Source organism: Mucilaginibacter sp. PAMB04168 (assembly GCF_039634365.2).
Classification (GTDB): domain Bacteria; phylum Bacteroidota; class Bacteroidia; order Sphingobacteriales; family Sphingobacteriaceae; genus Mucilaginibacter.
In genome coordinates, this window is the sequence record NZ_CP155079.2 from 1,987,076 (window position 1) to 2,006,490 (window position 19,415).

At 42.2% G+C, this 19,415-nt stretch carries 21 protein-coding genes; 5 read left to right on the top strand and 16 right to left on the bottom strand.

The window, feature by feature from the left end; translation table 11 throughout:
• Positions 1-54: 54 nt before the first annotated feature.
• The gene (locus ABDD94_RS08630) at positions 55-921 is read left to right on the top strand and encodes a YitT family protein (RefSeq protein WP_345948031.1); all 867 of its coding nucleotides are present in this window, start codon (positions 55-57) and stop codon (positions 919-921) included.
• Here the strand turns inward: ABDD94_RS08630 and ABDD94_RS08635 are convergent.
• The 5 genes from ABDD94_RS08635 to ABDD94_RS08655 all read right to left on the bottom strand — a co-directional run bounded on the left by ABDD94_RS08635 (position 913) and on the right by ABDD94_RS08655 (position 4,778).
• A complete protein-coding gene (locus tag ABDD94_RS08635) occupies positions 913-1,290 on the bottom strand; it encodes a single-stranded DNA-binding protein (protein WP_345955521.1) in 378 nt (125 codons plus the stop codon). The two genes, ABDD94_RS08630 and ABDD94_RS08635, sit on opposite strands and share 9 nt — an antisense overlap.
• A 139-nt stretch (positions 1,291-1,429) precedes the next feature.
• Positions 1,430-1,807 (bottom strand): response regulator, encoded by a 378-nt coding sequence (locus tag ABDD94_RS08640; protein ID WP_345955522.1) that lies wholly within the window; start codon positions 1,805-1,807, stop codon positions 1,430-1,432.
• Positions 1,808-2,037: 230 nt separating this feature from the next.
• Positions 2,038-2,694, bottom strand: coding sequence for a response regulator transcription factor (locus tag ABDD94_RS08645; protein ID WP_345955523.1), 657 nt, complete (start codon positions 2,692-2,694; stop codon positions 2,038-2,040).
• A 41-nt stretch (positions 2,695-2,735) separates the two neighbouring features.
• Complete coding sequence (locus tag ABDD94_RS08650; RefSeq protein ID WP_345955524.1) at positions 2,736-3,650, bottom strand: DUF72 domain-containing protein; 915 nt, start codon at positions 3,648-3,650, stop codon at positions 2,736-2,738.
• A gap of 60 nt (positions 3,651-3,710) precedes the next feature.
• Complete coding sequence (locus ABDD94_RS08655) at positions 3,711-4,778, bottom strand: M20 family metallo-hydrolase (RefSeq protein WP_345955525.1); 1,068 nt, start codon at positions 4,776-4,778, stop codon at positions 3,711-3,713.
• A gap of 129 nt (positions 4,779-4,907) precedes the next feature.
• On the opposite strand from ABDD94_RS08655, the gene ABDD94_RS08660 reads away from it, so the two are divergent.
• Complete coding sequence (locus ABDD94_RS08660) at positions 4,908-5,582, top strand: basic secretory protein-like protein (RefSeq protein ID WP_345955526.1); 675 nt, start codon at positions 4,908-4,910, stop codon at positions 5,580-5,582.
• A gap of 225 nt (positions 5,583-5,807) precedes the next feature.
• Here the strand turns inward: ABDD94_RS08660 and ABDD94_RS08665 are convergent, their stop codons facing one another.
• On the bottom strand, positions 5,808-8,369 hold the full coding sequence (locus ABDD94_RS08665) for a zinc-dependent metalloprotease (RefSeq protein WP_345955527.1): 2,562 nt from the start codon (positions 8,367-8,369) through the stop codon (positions 5,808-5,810).
• Positions 8,370-8,515: 146 nt separating this feature from the next.
• Here ABDD94_RS08665 and ABDD94_RS08670 point away from each other — a divergent pair, with 146 nt between their 5' ends.
• Positions 8,516-9,802 (top strand): DUF2851 family protein, encoded by a 1,287-nt coding sequence (locus tag ABDD94_RS08670; RefSeq protein ID WP_345955528.1) that lies wholly within the window; start codon positions 8,516-8,518, stop codon positions 9,800-9,802.
• Between the two features lie 2 nt (positions 9,803-9,804).
• Entirely contained in the window at positions 9,805-10,026 is a 222-nt protein-coding gene (locus ABDD94_RS08675; RefSeq protein ID WP_345948023.1) for a PspC family transcriptional regulator, read from the top strand.
• An 8-nt stretch (positions 10,027-10,034) separates the two neighbouring features.
• Here the strand turns inward: ABDD94_RS08675 and ABDD94_RS08680 are convergent, their stop codons facing one another.
• The 9 genes from ABDD94_RS08680 to ABDD94_RS08720 form a co-directional block, all read right to left on the bottom strand.
• Positions 10,035-10,406, bottom strand: a complete 372-nt coding sequence (locus ABDD94_RS08680; protein ID WP_345948022.1) for a hypothetical protein — start codon at positions 10,404-10,406, stop codon at positions 10,035-10,037.
• Between the two features lie 141 nt (positions 10,407-10,547).
• Entirely contained in the window at positions 10,548-10,691 is a 144-nt protein-coding gene (locus tag ABDD94_RS08685) for a hypothetical protein (RefSeq protein ID WP_345948021.1), read from the bottom strand.
• Positions 10,692-10,868: 177 nt separating this feature from the next.
• Positions 10,869-11,234 (bottom strand): response regulator, encoded by a 366-nt coding sequence (locus ABDD94_RS08690; protein WP_345948020.1) that lies wholly within the window; start codon positions 11,232-11,234, stop codon positions 10,869-10,871.
• A 152-nt stretch (positions 11,235-11,386) separates the two neighbouring features.
• Positions 11,387-12,088, bottom strand: coding sequence for a DUF1345 domain-containing protein (locus ABDD94_RS08695; RefSeq protein WP_345955529.1), 702 nt, complete (start codon positions 12,086-12,088; stop codon positions 11,387-11,389).
• Between the two features lie 57 nt (positions 12,089-12,145).
• Positions 12,146-12,349, bottom strand: coding sequence for a YwbE family protein (locus tag ABDD94_RS08700; protein WP_345948018.1), 204 nt, complete (start codon positions 12,347-12,349; stop codon positions 12,146-12,148).
• Between the two features lie 8 nt (positions 12,350-12,357).
• The gene (gene argH, locus ABDD94_RS08705) at positions 12,358-13,692 is read right to left on the bottom strand and encodes an argininosuccinate lyase (RefSeq protein WP_345955530.1); all 1,335 of its coding nucleotides are present in this window, start codon (positions 13,690-13,692) and stop codon (positions 12,358-12,360) included.
• Positions 13,693-13,754: 62 nt separating this feature from the next.
• Positions 13,755-15,053, bottom strand: coding sequence for an MFS transporter (locus tag ABDD94_RS08710; RefSeq protein ID WP_345955531.1), 1,299 nt, complete (start codon positions 15,051-15,053; stop codon positions 13,755-13,757).
• Positions 15,054-15,104: 51 nt separating this feature from the next.
• Positions 15,105-16,205 carry a GAF domain-containing protein gene (locus ABDD94_RS08715; protein WP_345955532.1) on the bottom strand — a complete coding sequence of 367 codons (1,101 nt, stop codon included), beginning with the start codon at positions 16,203-16,205 and terminating at the stop codon, positions 15,105-15,107.
• Positions 16,206-16,382: 177 nt separating this feature from the next.
• Positions 16,383-17,075 carry a DUF2490 domain-containing protein gene (locus tag ABDD94_RS08720; RefSeq protein ID WP_345955533.1) on the bottom strand — a complete coding sequence of 231 codons (693 nt, stop codon included), beginning with the start codon at positions 17,073-17,075 and terminating at the stop codon, positions 16,383-16,385.
• 71 nt (positions 17,076-17,146) lie between these two features.
• Here ABDD94_RS08720 and ABDD94_RS08725 point away from each other — a divergent pair, with 71 nt between their 5' ends.
• Positions 17,147-18,004 carry an NAD(P)-dependent oxidoreductase gene (locus tag ABDD94_RS08725; protein ID WP_345955534.1) on the top strand — a complete coding sequence of 286 codons (858 nt, stop codon included), beginning with the start codon at positions 17,147-17,149 and terminating at the stop codon, positions 18,002-18,004.
• A gap of 254 nt (positions 18,005-18,258) precedes the next feature.
• On the opposite strand, the gene ABDD94_RS08730 is transcribed toward ABDD94_RS08725, so the two are convergent.
• Positions 18,259-19,380 carry a TlpA disulfide reductase family protein gene (locus ABDD94_RS08730; protein ID WP_345955535.1) on the bottom strand — a complete coding sequence of 374 codons (1,122 nt, stop codon included), beginning with the start codon at positions 19,378-19,380 and terminating at the stop codon, positions 18,259-18,261.
• Between the last annotated feature and the right edge of the window lie 35 nt (positions 19,381-19,415).

Consider the following 19,415-nt stretch of genomic DNA (forward strand, 5'->3'; position numbering starts at 1 on the left):
CGACCATTCTTTTTAAACCATTAGTTAAAAAGATTGGTCATTTGAGAATTATTTATGAAGTTAAGAAGAAAAAAGATACTTACAGACGGCGTTTTAATAATATTGGGCATATTGTCAGCAAGTTTGGGTTTAAAGGGTTTTTTGCTATCTAGCCATTTTATCGACGGCGGCGTTACCGGCATATCAATGCTACTTGCCGATATAACCAATTTGCCAATTGCCGTACTTATCTTTGTTATTAATATACCATTCTTAATTTTAGGTCTCAAACGCCTGGGGTGGGTGTTTGCCATTAAAAGTGCCATAGGGATTGCAGGACTGTCTTTGTGTATAGCGTTCATTCACTTTCCAGACGTAACGCCCGACAAATTACTGACCGCAATTTTTGGTGGTTTTTTTATAGGTGTGGGCATTGGTTTTGCCATGCGTGGTGGGGCGGTGCTTGACGGTACCGAGATAGCTGCGCTGTTACTAAGCAAGAAAGCGCAATTACTCAAGATAAGTGATATTGTGCTCATCCTTAATATTATCATATTTGGAGCTGCGGCATTTTTGCTGGGTATCGAGTCGGCTATGTATTCGGTACTTACGTACGTTTCTGCATCCAAGATGATTGATCTGATCTTAAACGGGATTGAGCAATATACAGGAATAACCGTTGTATCGATGAAGAGCGAAGTGATACGCAAAGTGATTACCATGCAGCTGGGGCGCGGCGTTACGGTTTACCAGGGGAAAAGCGGTTATGGAAAAGATGGTTACGTTAATGATCCGCGCGATATAATCTTTACCGTAGTTACCCGCCTGGAGGTGCCGTCTCTTAAGGAGAAGATACTGAAGATTGATCCGGCGGCATTTATTATACAGCAAAGTATAGACGACACCACCGGAGGCTTCCTAAAACGCAAAGGATTACATTAATTCACCTTCTGAAGCTACCTGCACTTCGGCAGGAATGCTGCTAAGCACCCTGAAGTTAACACATAGCACTTCAGACTTATAGCGCTTAATTCCTAATTCGTCTGTATAACACTTGGTTTTAATTTTACCTTCCAGGTAAATTAAATGGCCTTTGTTCAAATCGGGAGCTGTTTCGCTCAGCATAGGCACGGGTATTTTAACCTGATGCCATTCTACATGCTCAACCGATTGATTGTTTTTCTTAATAAACTCGTTGGTGGCTAAAGGGAAACTGAAAAAGTTCAGGCCGTCCGCTTGTGTGTGAAGCCGGGGTGTTTTACCCACATGTCCAACTAAAAACACTTTGTTAATACCGGCATTGTTAAACATAGATAGTCGTAATTTTAAAGATTGTACCTGTTATAATAATAAAAAAGAGCGTTTGGTTGTAAAGCAAGTTACCGTTAAAAATTAAGTGGTAAAACCCGAACAAATACTTATTCGGAAAGCGTTAAATACGTGTTTTTTATTAGGCTGTTAAAGCGTTGTTTGTACTTGTATACAAGCATATTCTGTTTACAAAATGTGCCAAATCAAAAGGCTTGGCTATAAACTCATCACAGCCATAATTGCCTAATGAGAGTAATACTTTGGAGTAGGCCGACATGATAATTACTGGCAAGCCACTCGTTAAAGGATTTTTTTTAATCTGCGCACACAATTCTCCCCCATTGATACCATTTAAAATGTAATCGATAAGTACCAGGTCGGGTTGATAATTGTCTATACAGGTAAAGATGTTATCAGTATCCTCCAAGGTCTTCACATCGAAGCCCTCATAGCTTAAAATTTCCTGTATTACGTCAAGAATAGCCGGATCATTGTCTAACACCAGAATGCGCTTCATATGTTATTATATTATTTTAACTAATTCAATAACGAAGCTTCTAAATGATAAGACGTGCAAGGGCGAAGCGCTTACGGCACATTATCATATAAATGACGCTAATTAATTATAAAGCAAATATAAAGCACCAATTTAACCATTTAATAGGTATAAACTCGGGTTTAAAGAGGTGGTAAATACGCGTTTTTGGGATGCGTATTTATTGGTAGGGAAGGAATATTAAAATTGAATTATCTTATTATATTATTAACAATGGCAAAGCGTATTAATGAAGCGGTATTTCGTGTGCCGGTTTTTTCGATAAGGTTTTGACGATGACCTTCCACGGTACGTTTGCTGGTGAATAGTTTGTCGGCAATTTCTTGATTAGTAAGCCCCTGGGCAATTAAAGATAAAACTTCTATCTCGCGTTTGGACAGGTCGAGGTTTTCAGAATTTTCAGGCACGTTTACTTCAGGCGAAACGATCATTTTATCGAGCATGCGCAGTGCCAGTTCAGAGCATAGGTATCGCTCATTGTAATTGCAGATGTGCCTTATAGAAAAGGTTAATTCATCAGCGCTTACGTTTTTTAAGATGTATCCCGAAGCGCCAGCTTTGAAAGCCTGGCTTATATAGCGCTCATGATCAAGCATCGACAACACAATTATTTTAACAGTAGGGAATTGTTCTTTAATCTTTGCAGCTAACTCCATGCCGTTCATTACCGGCATATTAACGTCAGTTAAAATAACATCAGGCAGCTCTTTGCTACTTTGCAATAAATCAAGTGCCTGCTGACCGTCAATAGCTTCAGCCAATATTTTCATATCAGCCTCCTTGTCTAACAAAGATTTTATTCCGTTTCTTACTATATTATGATCGTCGGCTAATAATATTTTTATCATGTGCGTGCTTAAAATTTAGTCATAACCTGTTCAACTAAAGGTTAAAATAGCGTGTTGTTAGTTGGTAACAATCCCGGTCTTGCAATGTTCATGTGTAATGTTTTATTTAATTGCATAATCAAATAATCACACAGCAAAGGCGTTGTTTTTTCGTCGGGTTGGTGCATCCCAAAGTAAATAGCCTGCAGCCCCTGTTTGCTCCATTGTGCAAACCGGTTTACCCAGGCATCAATGCGCAGGTAGTCGGTAGGGTGCAGGGCATTCCCCACAAAACGAATAAAAGCTACAGGTGTAGTAAGTGTCATGTGCACCACATCGCGCCTGCCGGCAGTATCGGTAATGATGGAGCCGATGTTAAGTTTATTCATTAACTCAAAGGCGGCGTTGTAGTGTATGGTATTGGCAAACCAGTCTTTATGGCGTAACTCTGCAAATACGGGCAGGTCGCGGGGCAAACTTTCGATGTAACTTTTAAATTCGGCAAAGTGCTGCGGTAGATAGCCGTCGCTCATCTGTAAAAACATAGGCCCCAGTTTGTCTTCAAAAGCCAGCATGCTTTCATAAAAAGATGTTGTAATCTCATCGGCCTGCTTTAAGCGCTTTATATGCGTAATAAGCTGGTTAAACTTGGGGCAAAACTTAAAGTCGGGATTACTGGCAGCTTTTTCTTTCCATTTGGCAATAGTAACAGCATCATGCATGCGGTAGTGCGTCGCATTTAACTCAATCATGTTGAAATGCTTTACGTACTCCTGTAAAAAGTCGGCGCTTTTTGTTTTGGCCGGAAACATCATGCCTTTCCAGTCCTTTTGCCCCCAGCTGGAGCAGCCTACATAAACTCGCAGCGGCTGTTTACCTTTGGCTTCGCGCAAAGTTGCGGTAGTTAACGCTGCATCAGGCGGCAAAGTAAAATCAATAAGGTCGAGTTCTGGCAGTATTACTTTGCCAAATTCCATTTCATTTGTGCTTAAGCTTAAATTGTTGTTACTGTATTGGTAATGAAGTAAATGTACAAATTAAGTGGTAACCTTTTCCAGCATTTGTATATAAAGTTTAATGCCTTCTTCAATTTCATTGGTATAGATGAATTCATCGGCCGTATGTGATCTCGCAGAATCACCCGGACCTACTTTAACCGAAGGAATATCGAGCAGTGCCTGATCTGAGGTGGTGGGGGAGCCATAAGTGGTTCGGCCCAGTGCTATACCCGCCTGTACAATTGGGTGGTTTTTATCTATAGATGATGGCTTTAACCTGACCGACCGGGGCACTACATCGCAACTAACCTGTTGTTGAATAATATTGAGCACCTCCTCATTACGGTAGGCATCGGTTACCCTCACATCAACGGTAAAAGTACAGGTTGCCGGTACTACGTTATGTTGCGACCCGGCATTAATTACCGTAACCGACATTTTTATTGGTCCGAACATTTCAGATTCTTCTGCAAATCGGTAATTGCGAAACCATTCAATGTCTGCCATTGCTTTGTAAATAGCATTTTCCCCTTCTTCGCGCGCGGCATGACCTGATTTGCCGTGGGCGGTACAGTCTAATACCATCAGCCCCCGTTCGGCAATGGCCAGCTGCATTAGGGTTGGTTCGCCAACTATGGCAAACTCAAGTTGCCCCAGATCGGGAATTACCAGTTCTAATCCGTTTACACCTGATATTTCTTCTTCGGCAGTGGCGGCTAAACAAAAATTATATTTCAAATCGGTTTTGTCATAAAAATGAAGAAACGTGGCAATCAGCGATACCAGGCATCCGCCCGCATCATTACTGCCCAAGCCGTACAGCTTTCCGTCCTCAATAGTTGGCTCTAACGGATTGCGGGTATAAGCCGAACTTGGTTTTACCGTATCATGATGGGAGTTAAGCAAAATAGTAGGCTTTGCAGCATCAAAGTACTTATTATAAGTCCATACATTATTGAGTTTGCGATGTGTGCTGATGTTCCGCTGTTTAAAAAAAGCTTCGATAATACTGGCGGTACGGTCTTCTTCTTTGCTAAAGGACTGCGTTGCAATCAATTCTTTTAAAAGCTGCAGGGCGTTGTGATATAGCGTCTCGGTATTAGTCATAGGGTTAGGCATTAAATGCCCTTTGGTATATTGCAAATGTATACGATTTTACTAAACAGCAAATGGTTATTTGTGGCTTTAATATAAAAAATGATAGGCATTAACCGTTTTAGCATGTAGATTGCAGGTATGAAAATTACATCATCTTATCTGCTGGCGTTGCTAACGTTTGCTATAGTTGGCAATGCAATGGCTCAGGAGCGGGCTACCTATCAGCGTAAAGGTTATACCCTTACTTTTGCTAACAATGATGCTACGTTAGACAGCTCTTTGCAGCATAAACTAATAGAAACTTTCTTTAAAGTATACCCTAAAATTGCCAAAGAATACAACAAGCAAACACTAAAAACAGTAGCTTTTGTGGTTGATACGGCTTATAAAGGAGTTGCAGCCACCTCAAATGGCCGCGTTGTTTTTAACCCAAAGTGGTTTCACCAGCACCCTGAAGATATCGACGTGGTTACACATGAGGTAATGCATATTGCACAGGACTACAAGCGCAGCGTTGGACCAGGCTGGTTAACCGAAGGTATAGCCGATTATGTGCGCAACCAATTCGGCGTTAATAACGAGGGCGCTAAATGGAAGTTGCCTGATTATAAAGCAGGGCAAAGCTATACCAATAGCTATCGGATTACTGCGCGCTTTCTGTATTGGATTGAAAAGAAGCAAAACAGGGGAATTGTAAAAGAGCTGGACAAGCAATTGCGCGAACGCACTTACACAGCCGACAGTTGGAAACAACAAACCGGCAAAACACTTGATGAGTTATGGCAGGCTTACATAGACAGCCCGGCTGTTTAATTACCTTTTAAATTGCATAAATAAGATTGCATATTACGCTTCCTCGAGGATTGTTATCCCGAACTATAGTTAAAGAACTTTCCAATGTGAGGCTTATCCTATGAAAAAGATTTCTTGCATTGGCTTGAAATGATCACTTTTTAGTCGCATTTTTTGAAGACAAGCCATAAAAAAGCCGCCTTGCGTATGCAGGCGGCTTTTAATTGAAAACTATTTACCAGTCAATTAACTTTTCGGATTCAGGGCTTCTGTAATACGATCAGATAAATCTTGTAAGTGGTAAGTGCTCATTGAGTCGCTGATGTTTGCTGATTTGATCATGCTGTTTATGGCACGCAGTTGAGCTTTAGCAACAGAAATTGCATCAGTTTGTTCCAGTTCGCGTTGTACTGCACCGCCACGGCCGGCAAATACAACCAGTTGCGCAGCTGCATTTGGTGCTTGTGGCTTAACCATTTCAATCAGTTTATCTACATACAATTTTTGCAGGTTGCGGCGGTAAACGTCAATAGCTTGATTGTTTTTGATCTCACGGAAGATGATGTTCTGCATATCGCCCATAAAGTCGGTTACCTTGTAGGCTTTGCTACCTTCTGCAGCTTCAAACGCAATTAGTTTATTAAACACGCGTGGTGTAACCAATCGGTTTAACACAGCATCCTGACGGGTGTAAATAACCTGTAGCGGGTTTGTGCCAATATCGCTCAATATCTGCTGGTTTAATAACCAGGTAGGTGTAGTGAACAGTTGTTTGTCCAGGAAAGTCATAGCCTCATGCTGTGTAGCAGCAGGAGTATATTCATATACCGCGCCGGCTTGTTCAGTCGTTTTTGGGTTTTCGTAAATACCGCCAATGTTTTTAGCTACATGGCCCATATAGCGGCCAAACTGTGTGGTTAACTGTCCGTACATGTTGTCCAGGTCATCATAACCTTCGCCTTGCTCTTTGGTCCACTCAGGTAATTTAACTACAATGCGTTGCAGGTTTTTAATGCCATAGGTACTGGCCACCATAGCATTATCGCTTAAATCCTCGTTTTGCGAATGCGGGTCATCCGGATTGGTTTCCGTACCAAACCATAAGCGGCGGTTTTTAGCGCTTTCAATGGTCATTTTGTTCAGTTGCTCTTTCTCGGCATCTGCACCTTTATCACCCAGGTATCTGTAACCCCACTCAATAGCCCATTTGTCATAATCGCCAATGCGGGGGTATAAACCTTTAGAGGTGATGTTATCCTCAGGTTGTGCTACATAGTTAAAGCGGGCGTAATCCATAATAGATGGCGTATGGCCATTTGCTTCAACAAATGCTTTATCGCGTAATTTTTCAACCGGCACGCTCGAGCTTGAACCGTAGTTGTGACGTAATCCCAAGGTATGGCCAACCTCGTGCGATGATACAAAGCGGATCAGGTCGCCCATTAGTTTATCGTCAAACGTCATTTTACGGGCGCGCGCGTCAACTGCTGCAGTTTGAATGAAATACCAGTCGTGTACCAGTTTCATGACGTTGTGGTACCAGTTAATGTGTGTTTCCAGAATTTCACCGCTGCGTGGATCAGAAACGTGCGGACCGCTTGCATTCTCGGTTTCGGATGGTTTGTAAACAATTACCGAGTGGCTTGCATCGTCTAGGCTCCAGGTAGAGTCCTGCTTGGCAGTAGGAGCCATTTTGGCTACAATAGCATTCTTGAAGCCAGCTTTTTCAAATGCTTTTTGCCAATCATTAACACCAGCAATAAGATATGGTACCCATTTTTTAGGCGTGGTAGGGTCAATGTAATAAACAATTTGTTTTTTAGGCTCAACCAACTCGCCACGCTTGTATCTAGCCATGTCGGCAGCTTTAGGCTCCAGTCTCCAGCGCGCAATAAGCTGCACATCTTTCACGCCTTGTGGGTTAAGGTCAAAATCCGTGTAATTGCTGGTAAAGTAACCTACGCGCGGGTCAAAGTAGCGGCCTTTCATCGGCACTTTTGGTAATATTACCAATGATGTATTCAGCTCAACAGTTACCGAACCATTTGGCGCGCCGCCGCCAAGGGCAGGAGCCGGAGCACCGCCCCGACCAAATGGTGACGCTGCTGCTAATAAACCATATGTTTTAACGGTGCTGATTTCTACATTGTTAGAGAAACTGCGTACATTTTCGATGTAGCTGCGATCAGGTACCAGGTTGCCCAGGCGGATACGTTGTTTACCTTGCGGTGAACTGAAGAAAAATATTTCATTATCGCCGTTGATGTAGTCGGTCATATCAATAACGCTACCTTTTGAATCGGGCGAAAATGCAGCAATGTTGAATGCTGCAGCAATAGCTTGTATATTTGAACGCTGTACAGACTGGTACATCGATTTGGTGCTGTCGGGGCTATAAACACGGTAAGAAACCTTACGCATAAAAATGCGGTTGTTGGGGCCTTTTTCAAAGCGGATAACTGTATTGCCAATTTGGTCGCCTGCATAACCATCGGCGGCACGTACCTCTGCACCTGCGCGCGATATGCGGCTTACTACCAAAATGTCGCGGTTAAGTACGCTATCTCCAATTTCAAAGTAATACTTATCATCAACCTTGTGGGTCTTAAATAAGCCTTTACGGCTAACGGCTTTATCTGTAATTACAGATTTGTAAGGCTTGGGTTGCGCACGTTGCGTTGCTGCTACGCCTGTGAAACCGCCCGGAAGGGCAGTTCGGCGGGCTGTACCTGCACTGTCTGGCCGGCCTTGCGCAAAAGTGCCCGAGGCAACTGCGGCTAAAGCCATAGTGAGTAAAATTTTATTCATTAGTAAGGGTTAATTAATTATCAACTAAATGTACAGCAAAGAAATATATTTGCACTGCTATAGCTTATTTGTTACAAAGGTTTTAATAGTAGGCCTTTGTCAGCACGTTTCATTGCCGGTATTATAATTTCTGCTTATATTACATCATGCTATTCACCGAAGACTTTTTGCATTACATCTGGAAGTTTAAGCTGTTTGATTTTCATGATTTGCAAACTACGGATGGCTTATCATTGGAGATATTGTCGGTAGGTGTGCATAACTTTGATGCAGGGCCCGATTTTCATAACGTGCGGATAAGAATAGGCGATACCTTATGGGCAGGTAATGCCGAAATACATATTGCTGCCGGTGATTGGTACAAGCACAATCATACACACGACGAAGCCTACGGTAACGTTGTTTTACACATTGTTTACCGTAACGATAAACCCGTTATATTACCTAACGGCAGGCAGGTGCCTACATTAGAACTTGCCAACCGTATTCCTGCCGAACTTTACACCCGGTACCACCAACTGGCTTATGGCAACCAGCAAATCATACCTTGCGAGGCTACCATTAAAACCGTGAGCGGCATTAAGCTGCATAACTGGCTTACCCGTGTACTGATTGAAAGGCTACAGAAAAAATCTGTTGCCGTTATAGATACACTACAGCATAACCGCGGCGATTGGGATGAGACCTTTTATCAGCACCTGGCTGCAAATTTTGGTTTTAAAGTGAATGCTTTGCCTTTTGAATTGCTGGCAAAATCGCTACCGCAGCAAATTCTGGCAAAGCATAAAAACAGTGCATTGCAGATTGAAGCACTTATTATGGGGCAGGCGGGTTTTTTAGAAGTTGAGCTTGCAGATGGTTACCCCCTTAAGCTGCAGGCAGAGTATGGTTTTTTGCAAAAGAAGTACAACCTTAAGCCTGTGGAAAAGCACCTATGGAAGTTTATGCGTTTAAGGCCGCAAAACTTTCCAACCATTCGTCTTGCACAATTTGCTAATCTGATATTTAAATCTAATCACTTGTTTTCGAAGATTTTAGAAATAGAACATTTGGCCGATTTTAGAAAACTTTTTAACCAGGTTGATGTTAACGACTATTGGGAGACTCATTATAGATTTGGTGTAGAATCAAAACCGGCATCAAAATCACTAGGCAAATCCTCGGTCGATTTGTTGTTGATGAACACCATTGCTGTGTTTTTATATAGCTACGGGCATCATCACAAACTACAGCAGTACATTGACCGAAGCCTTGAATTGTTGGAAAGTGTGCCTGTTGAGCAAAACCATATAGTAAACGATTTTACAAACCTTGGCGTTATTGCCAAAAGCGCTTTTGAATCGCAGGCTTTGCTTGAATTAAAAAATAACTACTGTAATCATAAAAAGTGCTTACAGTGCGGGGTAGGTAATCAAATATTAAATTTGGGCTGATTATGATGCAAAGATTTTTAACCTTTTTTGAGCGCTACTCATTTGGAGTATGTACTTATCTGGGCGAACGTTTTAATATCTCTATTGCCAAAATTCGGTTGTTTTTTATTTACTCTTCGTTTCTGGCAGTAGGATTTCCACTTATATTTTATTTCTGCGCGGGTATTGTGCTAGATATCCGCCACTACGTTAAACGTATGCGTGCCCGGGTAATGGATTGGTAAATCAGTCTTTAACTGGCCAACCGTAAGTTGATATTCTCTATCAACGTATCAAGGTCTGTGGTCTTTACACTGTTTCCGTTTGCATTGCCATATGGCTTTAACGAATAAGTGTAGTGATTATAGTCCTTTCCTAAGATAAGCATCAACGGAATATCTTTTACAGTTTCGATTACTCCTAAAGCTCTGCTTACTACCATGCTGTCCATTTCGCTAAACATGGTATCCATAAGTATAAAGTCAGGTTTACAGCGTGATATCTCGTTTAATATTTTATATGACTGATGTAAGGGGCAAACCTCATATCCCCTTGAATCAAGCATAAGAGACAACTGATTGAGCTCTATCAAGTCCTCATCCACAATTAAAATCCGCTTACTCATATTTGGTTATTGTATCCTTATTAGTCAATTTTGAAGCCACATCATAGCATATTGTCGTTATCATCAGTGCCCTACAGAAACAAAAAAGAGTTTATGCACAATGTATAAACTCTTTTTATTCATAGGGTAGATGGTATATGGTCAGGCAGCTTGTTTGTTGCCCTGGTTAATGCCTTCTTTTCTTACAAGAGACTGGCGATATGCTTTTAAGTCTTTTTCTAACATTTTCTTTAATTGAATATCAATTGACTTAGCTAAGATTTGAGTATTGTTTACACTTTTCATAAGGCAGTTAGTTTTAATTATTATACCATATACCAATAATGTGCCAGTACTTACAAATCATCCAAAAAACGTGATTTACTGTAAAAGATAAGATGAAAAAAGCCCGGTGCTTGTACGGAAAATTGTACAAGTTACCAGGCTTTAGAACAGAATACGATACTAAATGGTGTGCGAATGTTAATTCGCAGAGATAAGCGAGTTCACTTTGTCAACCAGTTCGGTTAAATCGAAAGGCTTCGCAATTACAGCCTCACAACCAAACGATGGATAATCAACATCACGGTTAATGTAGGCCGAAAAAATAATAACCGGCACGTTGCTCAATTTATCATCAGCCTTTAGACGCTTGCATATTTCACCACCGTTGCCATCATTAAGTAAATAATCCAGTATCACTAAATCGGGCTTATAATTTTTAGCTACCTGTAAAATATTGTCGCTGGTTGAAATGGCGTGAACATCGAAGTTTTCGTAAGAAAGAACTTCATTAACAACCTCCAGAATGTCCTGGTTATCATCCAGCACTAAAATACGTTTCAACATCAATAGGAATTAAGGGGTTAACAGCATACAGAATCATTTATCTGCTTGCTGCAACAAAGATAAACATACCAATAAGGTTAAACGAAATGGCATATACAATGTATTGTAAAAATGCTGTAACTGTAAGTTTATAATATTTCTCTACTTGTAATTTAGTGTTTTGAAATTAGTTCTGAAGTAATATTGATGCTCAAAGCAACGATTGCAGTGTTGTAAGCGAATGAGATTAAGCTGTGTGCCCAGGTTAGCCTGCGCATTTTGCGGGAAGCGATGGCTACGTCTGAAACCTGGAACGCAACACCCAGGTTAAATGAAAAATAGACGAAATCCAGATAATCGGGCTCGTTTTCATCCGGAAACTTTAGGCCGCAGGCAGGTATTTGTTGGCCTTCATCATTAACGGTATCATAATAGATGTGTGCATAGCGCAAGGTAAACATGGTATGCACCAGCCACCACGATACAATGACCGATCCTATGGTTAGGATGATGTGTCCTGTAACCTGAGAGGGGCTGGCGTTCTCGGGCGATTTCATTAAGAAAAATATGGATAATAGGCTAAAGACGGTACCTGTTACCACGAAAATGAATATAAACGTACGGCTTGAGTCTTGCAAGGTTGCAATTTTACGCACATCGCGCGGGTGTGCTGTAAGTATGGTCATCCATTCTGGAATAATAAGGCTAAAAGCAAAGCATATCCAGGTTACTAGTATCGTTTCAGTAAGTGGTAAAGAACCGCTTAAAAGGTATGCGGCGGCAGCACTTACTATTATAGCAATGATAAGACGGTGGTGAGCGTCTAAGTGCAGGGCGAGTTTTTTTGCGGCTTTGAGTGGTTCGGCGTCGGGCATATAAATATTTACCTGTGTTGTATGATGTGTAAATTAGCTGTATCTCCCGACTTGGTTTTAATCGCCCTCTTCAACAATATGAGCAACGCGGCCAATCTGCCCGTCTTCCAGCCTTACCTTAATGCCACGGGAGTGAAAGGCAGCACTGGTAAGCAAATTACTCACAATGCCACGGGTTAGCTTGCCGCTTCGCTGATCTTTTTTCAAAATAATATCTACCTCAAGGCCGGGGTAAATGTCTTTGCGGTTTTGTCCGTTCATCGGTATTCTTATTTCACTAGTTGTTCAATAGCATCAGCTACTTTATCAAATTTAAAATTTTGCAGCAGGGTATGCATAGCCTGCGTAATATGCTCGGTGCCTAAGTTGCCTATGCTGCCTTCGTGGGTGTGGTTAACTGTTTTGTCGGGGTTGAAGTTTCCCTGTTCAATTGCCAGGCCTACTTGTTTGTATGCATCACGGAAAGGTACGCCTTCCAATACCTGGCGGTTAACTTCTTCTACGCTAAATAAATAGGCATAGCGCGGGTCATCCAAAATATTGGTTTTAACTTCAACATGCTGCAGCATAAAATGCGCCATATGCAGGCAGCTCTTCAGCTCGGCAAAAGCGGGGAACAACAATTCTTTTAACAACTGCATTTCGCGGTGATAACCCGACGGTAAGTTGGTGGTCATCATGGCCACATCATTAGGTAGGGCTTGCAGGCGGTTGCATTTACCGCGCATAATTTCCCAAACGTCGGGGTTCTTTTTATGCGGCATAATGCTGCTGCCGGTAGTTAGGTTTTCGGGGTAACTTACAAAGGCGAAGTTTTGGCTTAGGTACAAGCACTGGTCCATAGCCATTTTAGCCAGCGTTGCTGCTACCGCCGAAAGTGCCTGTGCAATGATGCGCTCTGTTTTACCACGCCCCATTTGGGCATATACTACGTTGTAGTTTAAATTATCGAAGCCCAATAATTGGGTTGTGAGCGTGCGGTTGAGTGGGAACGATGAGCCATAACCTGCTGCCGAACCCAATGGGTTTTTATTGGTGATTTTGTAAGCCGCCAAAATTAATTCCAGGTCATCAACTAAACTTTCTGCATAAGCGCCAAACCACAAACCGAATGATGATGGCATGGCCACCTGCAAATGTGTGTAACCTGGTAATAAAACTGCTTTATGCTTTTCGCTAAGTTCGGTTAATAAGGTAAACAGGTGTTGCACTTCTTCAACCACCTGTTGCAACTCATGGCGAAAAAATAGTTTCAGATCAACCAATACCTGGTCGTTACGTGAGCGGCCGCTATGAATTTTTTTGCCTGCATCGCCAATACGTTTGGTTAACAGCATTTCTACCTGCGAGTGTACGTCTTCTACGCCGGCTTCAATTTCAAAATTATTTTCCTGAATTTCTTTGTAAATGGATTTAAGCTCACCTTGAACCAGTTGGAGGTCTTCTTTGCTCATCAGACCAATGCTTTGCAGCATTTGGGTATGTGCCAGAGAGCCCAGCACATCAAAAGCGGCCATTCGCTGATCAAATTCGCGGTCGCGGCCTACGGTAAAGCTTTCAACCAGTTCGTTTACATTTGTAGTTTTTTGCCACAGCTTACTCATGCTGCAAATATGTGTAAATCTGCATACAATTACACATTTTAACGCATAATTGCATTATATGCTTAGTCCTCAATCTTAGAGTGCTTGCGCGTATCTTTCATAAACACATAAATCAGTAAGGACACAGCAATACAACCCGTAACATACCAAAAGAACCATTGCGGATGACCAGCCTGTTTAAACCAAAGGGCAAAGTACTCGGCAGTGCCGCCAAATAAAGATACTGCAATAGCATAAGGAAAGCCTACTCCCAAAGCCCGCACCTCGGCAGGAAAAAGTTCGGCTTTTACAACCGCATTTATAGAGGTATAGCCACTAATAATAATAAGGGCAGCCATTATCAGCAAAAAAGCTATCCACTTATCAGTAGCATGGCTGAGGCTGTTTAATATAGGAATAGTGCACAAACTACCCAATACGCCGAAGGCAACAAGCAACGGCCGGCGACCAATGCGATCAGATAAGGCCCCGAACAGCGGCTGCAACAGCATGAATATGATTAACGTAAGCGTTGATATAAGCGTCGCATCGTTCTTAGAAAACCCGGCAGTGTTCACCAAAAACTTTTGCATGTAGGTGGTAAACGTATAAAAAGCTACCGTGCCGCCCAGCGTTAAACCTATAACGGTTAATACAGCCCTAGGGTGTTGCAGCAATGCCTTTACGGTTCCCCGGCCAGGTTGTGCTTCTGTTTTCGCAAATGTAGCAGACTCATGCAGGCTTCGGCGCAGAAACAGGACACTGATGGCGAGTATAGCGCCTATACCAAAAGGAATGCGCCAGCCCCAGCTGTGCAGTTGCGCTTCGGTTAAAAACAGGCGTTGCAGCGCTATCAGTACACCAAGGGCAATTAACTGGCCCATAATTAGGGTAACGTACTGAAAGCTGGAGTAAAAACCACGGTTGTGTTTGGCCGCCATTTCGCTCAGGTATGTGGCGCTGGTACCGTACTCGCCGCCTACGCTAAGGCCTTGTATAACCCGGGCCAAGACCAGTAGAATGGGGGCAAGTATACCAATCTGCTTATAGCCTGGTACAAAAGTAATGATGAGCGAACCCAAGCTCATGAGCAGTATTGAGGCGGTTAATGCTTTTTTGCGCCCCTTCTTATCGGCATAGGTACCCATAAGCCAGCCGCCAACCGGCCGCATCAAAAAACCTATGGCAAATATGCCCGCGGTATTTAAAAGTTGTGCAGTGGCATCTTGAGCCGGAAAGAACGCACCTGCAAAATATAAGGAAAAGGCGGAGTAGATATACCAATCATACCATTCTACCAGATTACCCAGTGAGCCGCCAATTATCGACCTAATGCGGTTTGATACTGTGAGATTGAGAGAGGTGCTTGGCTGGTCGGTCATATACATGCTGCGTTTCAGACAAACATAATAAGTAACAAGCTTAATTAAGGTTTACTGACTCAGGTAATTTTCTGAAAGTGCATTGGTTTCGGTTTGCGTTTCAGTGTTCTGTACTATGCGGTGTATGGTGGTGTCCAGTTCCAGTACGGTGGCTTCCAGCATTTTCATGATATCCGAATGCGCACCTGGATCTTCCAGTTTTAACAAGTGCATAAGTCCTAAAATTGAAGCTACCGGCTTGCGTAACTCATGCGACTGCATGAAAGCAATCTTGCGTAATGCCTCGTTTTGCTGCAATATTTTTTCCTCATTCTTTTTACGCTCGCTAATATCAGTTGCGTTAAATGATACGCCTATAATATTGCCGGCGCTGTCATAACTGGGATTGTAACTGATCTTAAACCACCGGGCCGCAATTTTTCCAAGTTCAACCAGGCGTTCATGTTGCAAAGATTCACCGGTTAACGCTATCTCTACATTCCGGATAAAATCATCTGCGTAGGTAGGGTAAATGTAATTTGTCGCATTTGCTCCTGTAGTAACTTCTTTTCCAAATACCGTGTAAGTAATGTCACGAAAGGTTTTGTTAAAGGTAATCACCTTCATATCAGGGTTTATAAGCAGGTGGCTCGATTTAGAACTTTCAAAAAATGAACGTAATTTGTTTTCAGCACTTTTGGCCTCAACAAACTGTTCTTTAAGAATGCTGATGCCCAGTTCAAATTCAACCATGGTTACAGCCTGGCGCGAAAGCAATTCGAGCATGCGTTTACGGCGTTCAGAAAGTACTTTTACGTCTCGTCCTAAAACATACAGGCTGCCCAGCACGTGCCCGTCATGCGTAATGAGAGGCACCCCTGCGTAAAAGCGAACGTGAGGGTGTCCTTTAACAATAGGGTATTCTGATAAAGCTGTATGTTGCGACGCGTCGGGTATTATCAAAACTTCATCCAGGTCCAAAGGCATGTTCCAGAAGGTATCTTCTACAGCAATATCATCCGCTAAAAAGCCATATTTAAAGTGCGATTTTATCTTGCCTTCATCCAGGAAAACAAGAAAGGCAGCAGGCGTTTGGCAGGCTTCTGCTGCCAGCGTCACTATGTTCTGTAGCTCATTTTCCCGGCTAATGTTAAGGTCTAAAAACCTTTCCATCGACCGAATTTTATAAAATTCGTTAAACGGCATATGATGTAAACAGTAGACGAAAAAGTTTTGTAACGATGTCGCAATATACGGCAATTGATGAATTAAAGTTTGCATTTTTAACTTCTCAGCCAAATATTATGGTGTTAAATAGCTTAACAAAATAATAAAATAAGCATGTTTTTGTTAAAAACTAGTAGTAATCATCAATTGAATTACATTGCGGCGAAAAGCGTTTTCCATCTCCTGCTGATACCAGTACATGTAGCCTGCTTCTGCATCGAGTTTTTTGCTGAAGCGATAACCCAGGGACACAAACGACCGGTTTTGATCGAAAAAGTGCCGGTTCACGCTTGCTTTGTGCTGAATGTTCAAAAAGAGTTCGTTTTGTAATCCTGTGTACCAGCCGTGGGTAAAGGCTGTATCGGCGGTTAGCGGTATTTGTACACTAATGAACGCTCTTGCACGCTGCGAAAAAGCCACTTCTTTGTCGTTAACCCAACGTTGCTCTACGCGGGCACGTAAGCTTACTTCGGTTCGTTTAATGTCAAAACTGTAAAGGTATTGCTCGTAAATACGGTTTTCGGATTGACGAGTAGTGGGTGCCGATGGTTGTTGTTCCCAATCGGCTTTATGTGCATATCCAAGCGCAATAGCATTTTTTTTGTTTAAATTGTAGCTTATTGCGCCTCGTAACAACAAGGTGTTTAGGTAAGTGAATTTATTTGATGAACGGGTTTGTACGTCGGCCAGAAAATCGAACTTATTTGTAAGTTGTTGCTTGTGCGTTAAAAAGATCCACCCCTGCGTTTCGGTGAGTTGTGCAAACGTGTTTGCGGTCCACAAGCAAAGCGCTACTGCCAATAAATTTTTCACCATTTTGCCTGTTTGCTACTAAAGCTAAACTTATAAAGCTTCCGTTTGTTCGTAATAAACTATATTATTGAACAATGAATACAACGAAAATAGGCTGGGCCGGCTTGGGCAATATGGGCATACCCATGGTTAGCAATTTGCTAAAAGCTCGTTATGCCGTGCAGGTTTTTAACCGTACCCGCAATAAAGAGAAGAGCGTGCTGGATGCTGGTGCTACAGCAGCCGGAAATTTATCCGAACTCGGATCGGGCAACGATATTATATTAACTATGGTATCTGACGATGCTGCGGCTAAAGAACTTTTTACAGCACCTGAAGGCTTACTGGCCGGACAGGTAAAAGGTAAGCTTTTCATCAACGTAAGTACCGTATCGCCCGAAACCTCGCGGTTTTTGGAAGAAAGTTGTATAAACAAAGGGGCTGCATTTATGGAAGCGCCTGTATCGGGCAGTGTAAAGCCGGCGCAGGATGGTACTTTAATTATTCTGGCGGGTGGCACCGAAGATGCCTACCAGAAGGCTAAGCCATTGTTTGATGTTTTGGGCAAGCTGTCGTTATTGATTGGACCGGTAGGCGCAGGCAGTGCGGCAAAACTTGCTATTAACTACTTTTTAGGCCTAAACCTGCAGGGCTTGGCCGAAACGGTTCTGTTTGCCCAGGCCAACGGTGTTAAAACCGAAGACATGCTCACCATTATAAACGAGGGCGCGTGCGGCAGTGGCATCACCAAACTTAAATCGCCTGCAATTTTAAAAGGCGAGTTCCCGGCGGCTTTTGCCCTTAAGCACCTGGCCAAAGATCTACGGTTAGCCAAAGAGCAAGGCCTTGATGCGCCTTTAAGTACACCACTTTATGAAAGCTTTAAACAGGCACAAGAAGCAGGTTTGGGCGATGAGGATGTAATGGCTATTTACAAGCATCTGGATAAATAAAGTGATACCTATTGCTAGGGCACAACGCGTATACAGAGGTGTTTTGCAAAGATGATTGTTTTTCGAAATACCTACGGGGGCTTCTTGCTACCGTAGCTATTTGAGAAATTAACGCGGTGGAGCGAAATGGAAAACGCAACGCGGATAATGTTGAAGATTTGCTGTTAAATTGAAAATGCTTACAAAACAATAAATGCTGAACCGTAAACATTAGGCGTTTATTGTATTTGTAGGTGTAAAACGCTGCCTCCGGATTACAGATTGCCTAATATTTTATCTACACTGGTTTCGAGAGATCCTTTCCGCCCCGGTTCTTTGCCATAACCTTCCCACTTAGCTGCTATCTTTCCTTGCGGATCAATTAACACAAAGGTTGGGTAACAGCTTATGCCATATTTAAGTATAGTTTCGCCATAGTTGCCCTTACCATCCCAAACACTTAACCATTTTGGATTGTCGCGGTTTAAGCCCTTCAACCATGTGTCTTTACCTACATCACCCGAAAAGGTAATTATCGTTAATTTGTCGGCGTAGCGTTTTTCAATGTTACGCAGATCTTCTAGGGAAAGTAAGCAAGGCCCGCAATAAGTTGTTGAGAAGTCAAGTAGTATATACTTTCCTTTAAAGTTCAAAAGCCGGTGCTTTACGCCGTTTTTATCCAATGCTTCAAAATCTGCCATGGCATCACCCTTTTTCAAGATATCACCAACTTTTAAGTAATTACCTATTCTTTGTCCAAACAAGCTTTGCTTAAATTCGGGTTTAAGCGAATTGTACATTAGCCGAAGAGTGTCATTTCTGAATTTATTTTTAATGTTGAACAGTTCATATAAACCAGCGTGCGAGTTAAGGTGAGTCTTTACATAATTTGTTCGAACTAGTAAGTCAGCGCTGTCTGCCTTATTAATCACCTCCCAAATCTTCCTTCCTTTGATTTTAACACTGTCGCCGCTGAGGGCAAAAAATTGTTCTACCAATTCGTTACGCTTCTTATCGTGTACTGCACTTAGTTTCTGAAGTTGACTATAATCAACTTGTGTTTTTGAGCCGGTTATTAGTAAATTGGTAGGAAAATCTTTAACATCGCCTTTAATAACAACAGCTTCGTTGCAGATTAACAAATGGGCCACATATTGATCTTTGTTATAAAGCGTATGAAGACGTAGTAATTTAGGTGCTTCGGCCAACTTACCCTTCATAATAAAGGTGCTGTTCCGTATAACGGCGCTATCGATGTCAGAACCGATGCTGATATCGCTCAGGTAAAATTTACAACCATCGGGTATGCCAGTGATATGGGCGTTGATAATGTACTGCTGCGCATAAGTTGTTTTAAAAAGGCAGAAAGCTAGCAAGCTTATCAAGAGATATTTCATGCACAAAAAGGTTAGTAGGTTTACCGAGAGCAAAG